Genomic DNA, 7195 nt, shown 5'->3' on the forward strand with positions numbered 1-7195 from the left:
TGGCTGCACACGGTGCTCCGGAGCACGAAGTGCCGAAAGTGACGAGCGCCGGTGACATTGAAATGTCACCGCCATTTGTCACCGTCTCCGGCCGGTGCGTGCGTGCCAGACTCGCGGTCAGGACCCGCTGCTGGACGCTGGGCACCTCCAGGCCGGACCGCATTCGTTGCGGGTTCCGTACGGGAGGAGAGGGGACCTCGATGTCCGACGATCGGCCGGACTGGGCTCGCCGCATGGTGGCAGAGCGGGAAGCACGCGGTTGGAGCCAGCTTCGGGCCGTGCGCGCGCTGATGCCGCGGCTGGATGCTGACGCCCCCGCCGAGCACGACATGCTCCGGCAGTGGAAGCGGTGGGAGGCGGGGGAGGCGTACCCCCGCAAGTACGCGCCGGCCATTGCCGCCACCTTCGGCACGACGACCTTCGCGTTCTTCCCGGTGGAGGGCCAGCGGGACGGGCGGGCAGAGATCCAGGCCGTTAGCGGTATGGACACTGTCGACATCGTCTCCAGGCTGCGGGCCAGCGACGTGGACAACGCCACGCTCGACGCGCTGCGGATCACCACCGACCGGCTGTGCACGGAGTACGCGCACGCGCCCGCCGAGCAGCTGCTCATCGAGGGCAAGGCGTGGCTGGGCCGGGTGGCCAACCTGCAGCACCAGCGACTCTCGCTCGCTCAGCACCGGGACGTGATCGCACTCGCCGGGCAGCTCGCCCTGTTGGTCGGCTGTGTCGAGTACGACTCCGGGATCGGCGGGGCCGCCGAGGCGACACGGCGAGCCGCGCTGGACCTTGGCAGCGAGGCCGGCGACCCGGGCATCGTCGGCTGGGCTCACGAAATGAAGGCGTGGTTCGCCCTGACGGCCGGGGACTACCGGGGCGTCATCGCGGCCGCCGACGCCGGGATCGCCGCCGCCCCTCGCCACAGTGTCGCCGTGCAGCTGTACGCGCAGAAGGCGAAGGCATGGGCGCGGATCGGCGACCGGCAACAGACGGAGGTGGCACTCGACGCGGGCCGCCAGCTCCTGGAGTCGCTGCCCTACCCGGAGAACATCGCCAACCACTTCCAGGTCGACCCGGCGAAGTTCGACTTCTACCGCATGGACTGCTACCGCCGGGTCGCCGAGGACGGGCTCGCCTCTCAGATCGCAGGCGAGGTGATCCGGTCCAGCACCGACTTCGACGGGACGGAGAAGGCGCCGATGCGCATCTCCGAGGCCCGGGTGACGCTCGCCGTGGCGGCGGCCCGCGACGGCGACCTGGAGACGGCGCTGTCGTTCGGGCAGCAGGCTCTCGGCAGCAGTCGGCGGTCAGTGCCCTCACTCGCGATGGTCGCCAGCGACCTCGGCGGCGTCCTGCACGAGCGGTACGCGAAGGACGGGGAGGCGCAGGCGTTCCTCGCCCACCTGCGAGATCTACGGGGGCGTCCCATGTGACGGGCAGCGAAAGGAAGTTCCGTCCCGCGTGGCGGGAGATCGGCGCCCCAGCAACGAAAACGCGTGTTCGCGCGTTGGGTGTCGGTGTAGGAAGAGGAAGATGTTCCAGCGCGTGTCGTAGCTAAACCCCTCGGGGCCTCTCTCACTAGCGGCGACACGCAAGAAGCCCCGCCATACGGCGGGGCCCTTGTCAGGGGACTGCCCGGGCTCTCACACCCGCAGTCCTGGAAGCTCTCCAACGCGCATTGGAGGACGCTCTCTATGAGCGTACGCAAGACCGTCGCGGCTAACCAGCCCGACGCTTCATCCGTCAAGGTCACTACGGCGCGTTTTGACCGGTTCGGCCGACGTTTCTCCGTGGGGTTCCCCACTCCGGCCGGGGCCGAAGTCCGCGCCCACGGGGGTGTCCGCTTTAGCGAGTACACCCAGCTCATGACCTACATGCCCCCCTCGCAGAGCACCGCTCGCGGCGCCGCTCGCACCACCGTGGCGGTGGCCCGATGAGCAACGAAGCCCAGACCTACGTCGCCACGCTGAAAATCGGCGACCTCACCGCCAAGTACGTGCTGAGCCGCCTCGCGGACCGGGCCGACGAGCGGTTCTCGTGCTTCCCGTCCGTGCCGCTGCTCGCGGCGGAGGCGGAGAAGTCGGAGCGCGTGATCCAGCGGGCCCTGGCGAAGCTGCGGGAGATGAAGCTGATCTCCGACAAGGAGCGGACCCGGCCCGACAACTCGACGACGTCCAGCCGGTACTTCCTGCACGGCCCGTGGGACGACTACGCGCAGACCGGGGTGCCGTTCGCGACCATCACGACGCCGAAGCAGAAGCGCGCCGAGCAGTGGCAGGAGCCGCCCCTGGAGGGTTCGTTCCGGCCTGGCACGGCGGCCGCCGAGGCCCTGAGCGGCAAGCCGAAGAAGAAGCCTGCGGCTCCGGCGGATGAGCCGTCTGATCCGGATCCGGATCACGGGCGGGCCGCCGAGGAGGACGGAGCGTCGCGTCCGGCGGACGCCGAGCAGCCTGCCCCGCCGGCCCCGGCCGCGAAGAAGGCGAAGAAGTCCGCGGCCGCGAAGAAGTCGGGCAAGCCCGGGGTGCGGATGACCCGGGAGCAGGCGGCCGTGGTGGCGGCGGTGGAGGCGGCTTGGCCCGCCGAGCTGGCCGCGCTGCTGCCGAAGTACCGCCCGGACGTCATCCGGGACGCGATCCTCGAGGCGGCGGACTTCGCGCGCTCGGCGGAGCAGCTGGTGGAGCGGGTCCAGCGGCGCTGGTCGCTGCACGGCTACGCGGACGCCCTGGCGCCCGGCGGCAAGGGCATTGGCTCGCCGGTCGGCGTCGCGGTCGGCCTGGTGCGCCCGTCGACGGACTGCCCGGACCCGATGTGCGAGGACGGCATCACGCTCCACCTGAACGACGCCTGCCCGAAGTGCGAGCAGCGGCGCATCGACCGCAAGGCCGATCACCGCGCGGGCCGGGTGCCCGACCAGCGCAAGGACCGGGGGCCGGCGCCGGAATGGTGGACGTGCGAGGGGCCGGACTGCGAGAAGCCCGGCAAGGGCGAGCGCCCGGAGGACGGCCTGTGCCTCACCTGCCGTGAGGAGATGCTGGCGGCGACCGAGCGTCTGGCCGCCGAGCTCGCGGCCGACGACGCCGAGCGGCAGCGCCGCGCGGACGCGCTGGCGTGGCAGATGCTCCTGGAGGACGCGTACGCCGAGCACCAGGAGCGCGAGGACCTGGCCGAAGAGGCGCGCGCGGCCGCCGAGCGCGAGCGTCAGCGGTCCGCTGACGCTGCCGAGAGTCAGCGGATCCGTGAGGAGCTGCTGCGCGAGCACCCCGAGCTGGCGCAGTACGCGCAGGCGTAGGGCAGCGCCCTCGGGCTGAAGGTCAGCACAGGACCCCGTCGGGAGCAGGAGCCGCCGGGGGCTTTGTGCTGCCCGGACGCGGTTATGCCTCGCGCCGGCGGAGGCCGAACGGGGTCCTCGTGCCATCGAGGTGGCCGCCTTCGCTGAGCTGGCGCATCACGGTGGTGAGCAGCTGCATGGACGCGTCGGCCGGCCACAGGGACGGTTCGCTCCAGAACGTCCGCCAGGTCGGCCCGTGTCCGTGGGTCGCACGGTAGGCGTCGATGCGCTGCAGGGCCCGCTCGCACCACTCGGGATCGCCGGTGAGCTGCCGGGCGCTGTCGTGGATGGCGTTGCTGCTGTACCAGCTTCGCCGTGCGTGCTGCGGGCCCACGGCCTTCGTCAGGACCTCCACGCCGTGCTCTGGCGTGACCTCCGGGCACAGCGGGCAGGCGACCGCCGCCCCGATCGACTCCTGGACTCGTGCCACGCGGGTCTGGCCCGGGGCGGAGCGGCGCTTCGTCGTCGTTGTCGCACTCATGGGTGCAGCCTTCCGGGCCGGGGCGCCGGGAGGGCGGAACGCCGCGCTGCCGAGCCGTCTCCTCGTGCTCCTGGCGGTGCTGCTCGGGCTTCACCGGCGGCGGTCCGAGGGCCGAATCGGGCGGCTCGGGCCCGGAGCGCCTTAACTTGACCGTTTCCGCAGGTCAGGCATGGGGTGACGTATACGACGTCCCGGGGGTGTGATCGGGCGCCGTTTCTTAACTCGATCGTTTCCGCAGGTCAGTATGGGGTGACGTGTACGACACCCCCCCCGGTGACGTGTACGACACCCCCCCCGGTGACGTGTACGTCACCCCTTTAACCAACAGCTACTAACCCCCACCTCAGAAACCCCAGCAGCGCCTTCGGCGCGTAGCGCCGCTGACGCCCGGAGGGCTATCTGCGGGTAGTAGCGCGCGCGAGCTCGCGAGGCGGCTCCGCCGCGTCCGCCGGCGCAAGCGCCGAAGAGATCTCGTCGGCCGGGGAAGACGGGCAGGGCGGCGGGCCGGTGGTCCAGGAGCAGCGCCGCGGCGGTCCCGGCCCGGGTGGGCACCAGCTCGCCGAGCCGGGCAGCGCATCAGGTGAGTTCCCCTAACAGGCCCTTGCGCGGCTCTCCCCAGTGGGTCCAGTCCTCCCGGTACTGGACCCACTGCCACCTCGCAGGCCGACCCCCTCACGCTGAAAGCGCAGGTCGGAGCCGCAACCACGGCGCGGCCGCAGACAACCGAACAGCGGAGCGACCGGCAGGGCCGAGCCGAAGGCGCAAGGGCCTGTTAGGGGTCAGAGGAGAGGGGCGCGGGGCCCGTCACCCGTTCGGGTGAGGGCCGGTGCCGGGCTGACCGTCTCGTCGTGGCCGGCGTAGTGACGGGCCCCGCGCCGTGGGTGGCTGGCCTGAGTGCGTACGTGCAGGTCAACCCATAGAAATGACGTCCCTCCGGGACGACTCAACGCAGCCAATCGGCTCCGCCGGGGCGCCACAGGCGCCCCGACTCCACCGATGGCACAGCGGACGGGCTTCGCCCGGCAACTGGAAGAGCGGGGCGGCGCGTCCGTAGATCGCCGTCTGACGGCCTTTCGTGGGCTCGGGGTGGAACGGGGCCCGCGCCGTGTGATCGTCGCTCTCCGGGCCGTACAGGGGCCTTCCTGGGGCTCTCCTGGCTGGTGGGGCGGTCCGGATGTGAGAGTGGTGGGGCTGGTGGTGCACCCGGCGGTCGACGTCGCACGGCCCGGGAAGCGGCCTCCCGGGCCGTCTGGCGGGCGTTCGCGCCGTCCGGGGGCTCCGGGGCCGACGGGCGGCGGATCGGCGCTCCTGCGGGCTTGTGGCGCGTGACGGCGGTGGGCGGCGCGTCGTTGGGCTCCGTATGCCGAAGACCAGCCGACTCATCGCACTGCGCCGGGCCGCCGACGCCACCCCCGACGCCATCCGGCGCAGGCTCGCCGACCGCGGCCTGGTGCTCCGGACCTTCGACGTCGACCCGGCCATGGCCGCCCGGCTGCGCCAGGCCGCCGCCGCCACGGGCAGGCCGGTCGACGACCTCGTCGACGAGGCGATCGGGGAATGGACGACCGAGGTTGTGGCCGCCCACGCGCGCGCTGAGCTGTAACTACGGTTCACCTTCGGTTCACTACAGTTCTGGGGGTCGGAATCTGACCCCCTCCCGGGTCGGAAACTGACCCCCGGCCGGGTCGGATTCTGACCCGGGGGGTCAGGAAGTGACCCGGCCCGAATCTGACGCCGACCTGCCGGAATCCGGCACGTCCGGCCGGCCTCTCTCTGTTTCCCTCCGGTTCTCTCCGGTTCACTTCTGTTCTGTGTGCCGGTAGCCGGTACATCGACCTGCCGGTGACCGGCACACCGAGGTACCGGGAACCGGCACCCCACCTGCCGGAATCCGGCACCCCCAGTCCCCGGCGGACGTGCCGGGAACCGGCACCTCTGGCGTGTCAGCGGAACGCTGACGCATGGGGTTCGCTATCCGAAACGCTGAGCGGATGGATAGCCGAAAGAGTTTCTTTTTCAGTCGCCATCCCGTGTGTCTGAATGGCTACTTCAAGGCGACTTGTTCAGATCGCATTTTCGCTAGCGGAAATGCTCGCTTACCTGTCCTGTGTCAGGGTCCGGTTTCCGGGTTTGCCCGCGCGCGTACGGGCTCCCGCGTGACGATGACCTTTGGTTTTCGGCGCGGAAGGGGAGAAAGCGCGTGAGCATGTTGCGCAAGGGCTGTTCGGTAGCCACCACGTTCACGGTGGAGGAGCTGGCCCATCTGGCATCGCGTGCGGTCGGCGCGAACGAGCTGGAGAGGTTCGCGTGGTGCGAACTGGAACCGGGTCACGAAGGGGAGTGGCACTACGCGCTGGGACAGGCGGCGAACGACGGCCGCTGGTGGCTGCGCTGGAAGCCGACCGGCCGCGAGCTCCTGGTCCGCGAGAGCTGCACCGCCAAGGGCGAGCCGCTGCCCGTCCCGCCGAAGCGGCCGTCTCTGTACCCGAAACCGCCTCACCTCGACGTCGAAGAACCCGAGGTTCCGCAGGAGCGGCCCTGCCTGCTGTTCGCCGAGCACCCCGGTGCACACAGCTTCGACCTCGGGGTGTTCCAGGGACAGGCGCGCCGTCCGGCGCTGAGCGTGGGCCAGGTGCGCCGGGCCTGGCAGTCGCTCGCCGACGACACCCCGATCCGGATCGGGGCGACCGACACCGGAGTGCTCACCGAGAACGGCGCCGAGGTACTGGTGCAGGCGACCGGCGAGGCGTGGCTGCAGAGCTCCCCGCCCTCCGGGGTGCGTGGCGCCGCGGTCCTCCTGGCCGGTCTCGGCGACCTGCCCGCGCAGGTCACCGCGCCGGAGGGCGAACCGGAGCCGGGCGACACCACGGCGGGCGCCAGCGGGAAGTCGAAGGTGCCCGCCTACCTCACCGACACGCTGCTCGACCAGCTGCGGAACACGGTCGCCGCGCTGCAGGCAGGCGATCACACGGTGACGCTGTCCTCGTTCGTCCAGGACGCGGTCGCCGCCGCCATCGAGGAGGCGGAGGGCAAGCACAACGGCGGCCGCCCCTTCCCGCCGCCGCAGCGGGAGGCCCTGGACGTCGACGCCTGAGCGAACACGGCGGCGCCCCGGAGGATCGTGCCCTCCGGGGCGCCGCCGTTCCGTACGGGCTCACACCGCGGCGGCCGCCTTCGAGGGACGGCCCCATCCCTGGCCCCGGTCGATCGCGGCGAGCAGCACCGGCTCCCAGCCGGCGGCCGCGAGCGAGGCGGTGTCGGGCAGGCCCGCGTCGGCGAGCACCTGCAGCTGCACCGTGTGCTCGATGCCTTCCGCCCACGCGTCGCGCACCGCCTGGCGCACGGCGAGGCGGGCCTGCAGCTCGGCGGTGGAGTCCTCCTCGCCC

6 protein-coding genes and 1 pseudogene are annotated in these 7195 nt (G+C 71.6%); 5 read left to right on the forward strand and 2 right to left on the reverse strand.

Going from position 1 to position 7195, the window contains the following annotated elements:
• The first annotated feature begins 200 nt into the window (after nucleotides 1–200).
• From VN520_RS19190 to VN520_RS19200, 3 genes are all read left to right on the forward strand, one after another.
• Complete coding sequence (locus VN520_RS19190; RefSeq protein WP_325748153.1) at nucleotides 201–1433, forward strand: XRE family transcriptional regulator; 1233 nt, start codon at nucleotides 201–203, stop codon at nucleotides 1431–1433.
• Between the two features lie 261 nt (nucleotides 1434–1694).
• Complete coding sequence (locus tag VN520_RS19195; RefSeq protein WP_325748154.1) at nucleotides 1695–1937, forward strand: hypothetical protein; 243 nt, start codon at nucleotides 1695–1697, stop codon at nucleotides 1935–1937.
• Nucleotides 1934–3289, forward strand: coding sequence for a helix-turn-helix domain-containing protein (locus tag VN520_RS19200; protein ID WP_325748155.1), 1356 nt, complete (start codon nucleotides 1934–1936; stop codon nucleotides 3287–3289). Before VN520_RS19195 ends, VN520_RS19200 begins: the two co-directional genes overlap by 4 nt.
• 82 nt (nucleotides 3290–3371) lie before the next feature.
• Here VN520_RS19200 and VN520_RS19205 read toward each other — a convergent pair whose 3' ends face one another.
• The gene (locus VN520_RS19205; RefSeq protein ID WP_325748156.1) at nucleotides 3372–3809 is read right to left on the reverse strand and encodes a hypothetical protein; all 438 of its coding nucleotides are present in this window, start codon (nucleotides 3807–3809) and stop codon (nucleotides 3372–3374) included.
• A gap of 1360 nt (nucleotides 3810–5169) precedes the next feature.
• On the opposite strand from VN520_RS19205, the gene VN520_RS19210 reads away from it, so the two are divergent.
• Nucleotides 5170–5412: a hypothetical protein gene (locus VN520_RS19210; RefSeq protein WP_325748157.1), complete on the forward strand. Its 243-nt coding sequence runs from the start codon at nucleotides 5170–5172 to the stop codon at nucleotides 5410–5412.
• A gap of 597 nt (nucleotides 5413–6009) precedes the next feature.
• Nucleotides 6010–6903: a hypothetical protein gene (locus VN520_RS19215; RefSeq protein ID WP_325748158.1), complete on the forward strand. Its 894-nt coding sequence runs from the start codon at nucleotides 6010–6012 to the stop codon at nucleotides 6901–6903.
• Nucleotides 6904–6963: 60 nt separating this feature from the next.
• Here the strand turns inward: VN520_RS19215 and VN520_RS19220 are convergent.
• Nucleotides 6964–7195 (reverse strand): annotated as a pseudogene (locus VN520_RS19220) (hypothetical protein); the annotation flags it as partial.

The organism is Streptomyces sp. (genome assembly GCF_035563135.1).
GTDB lineage: Bacteria > Actinomycetota > Actinomycetes > Streptomycetales > Streptomycetaceae > Streptomyces.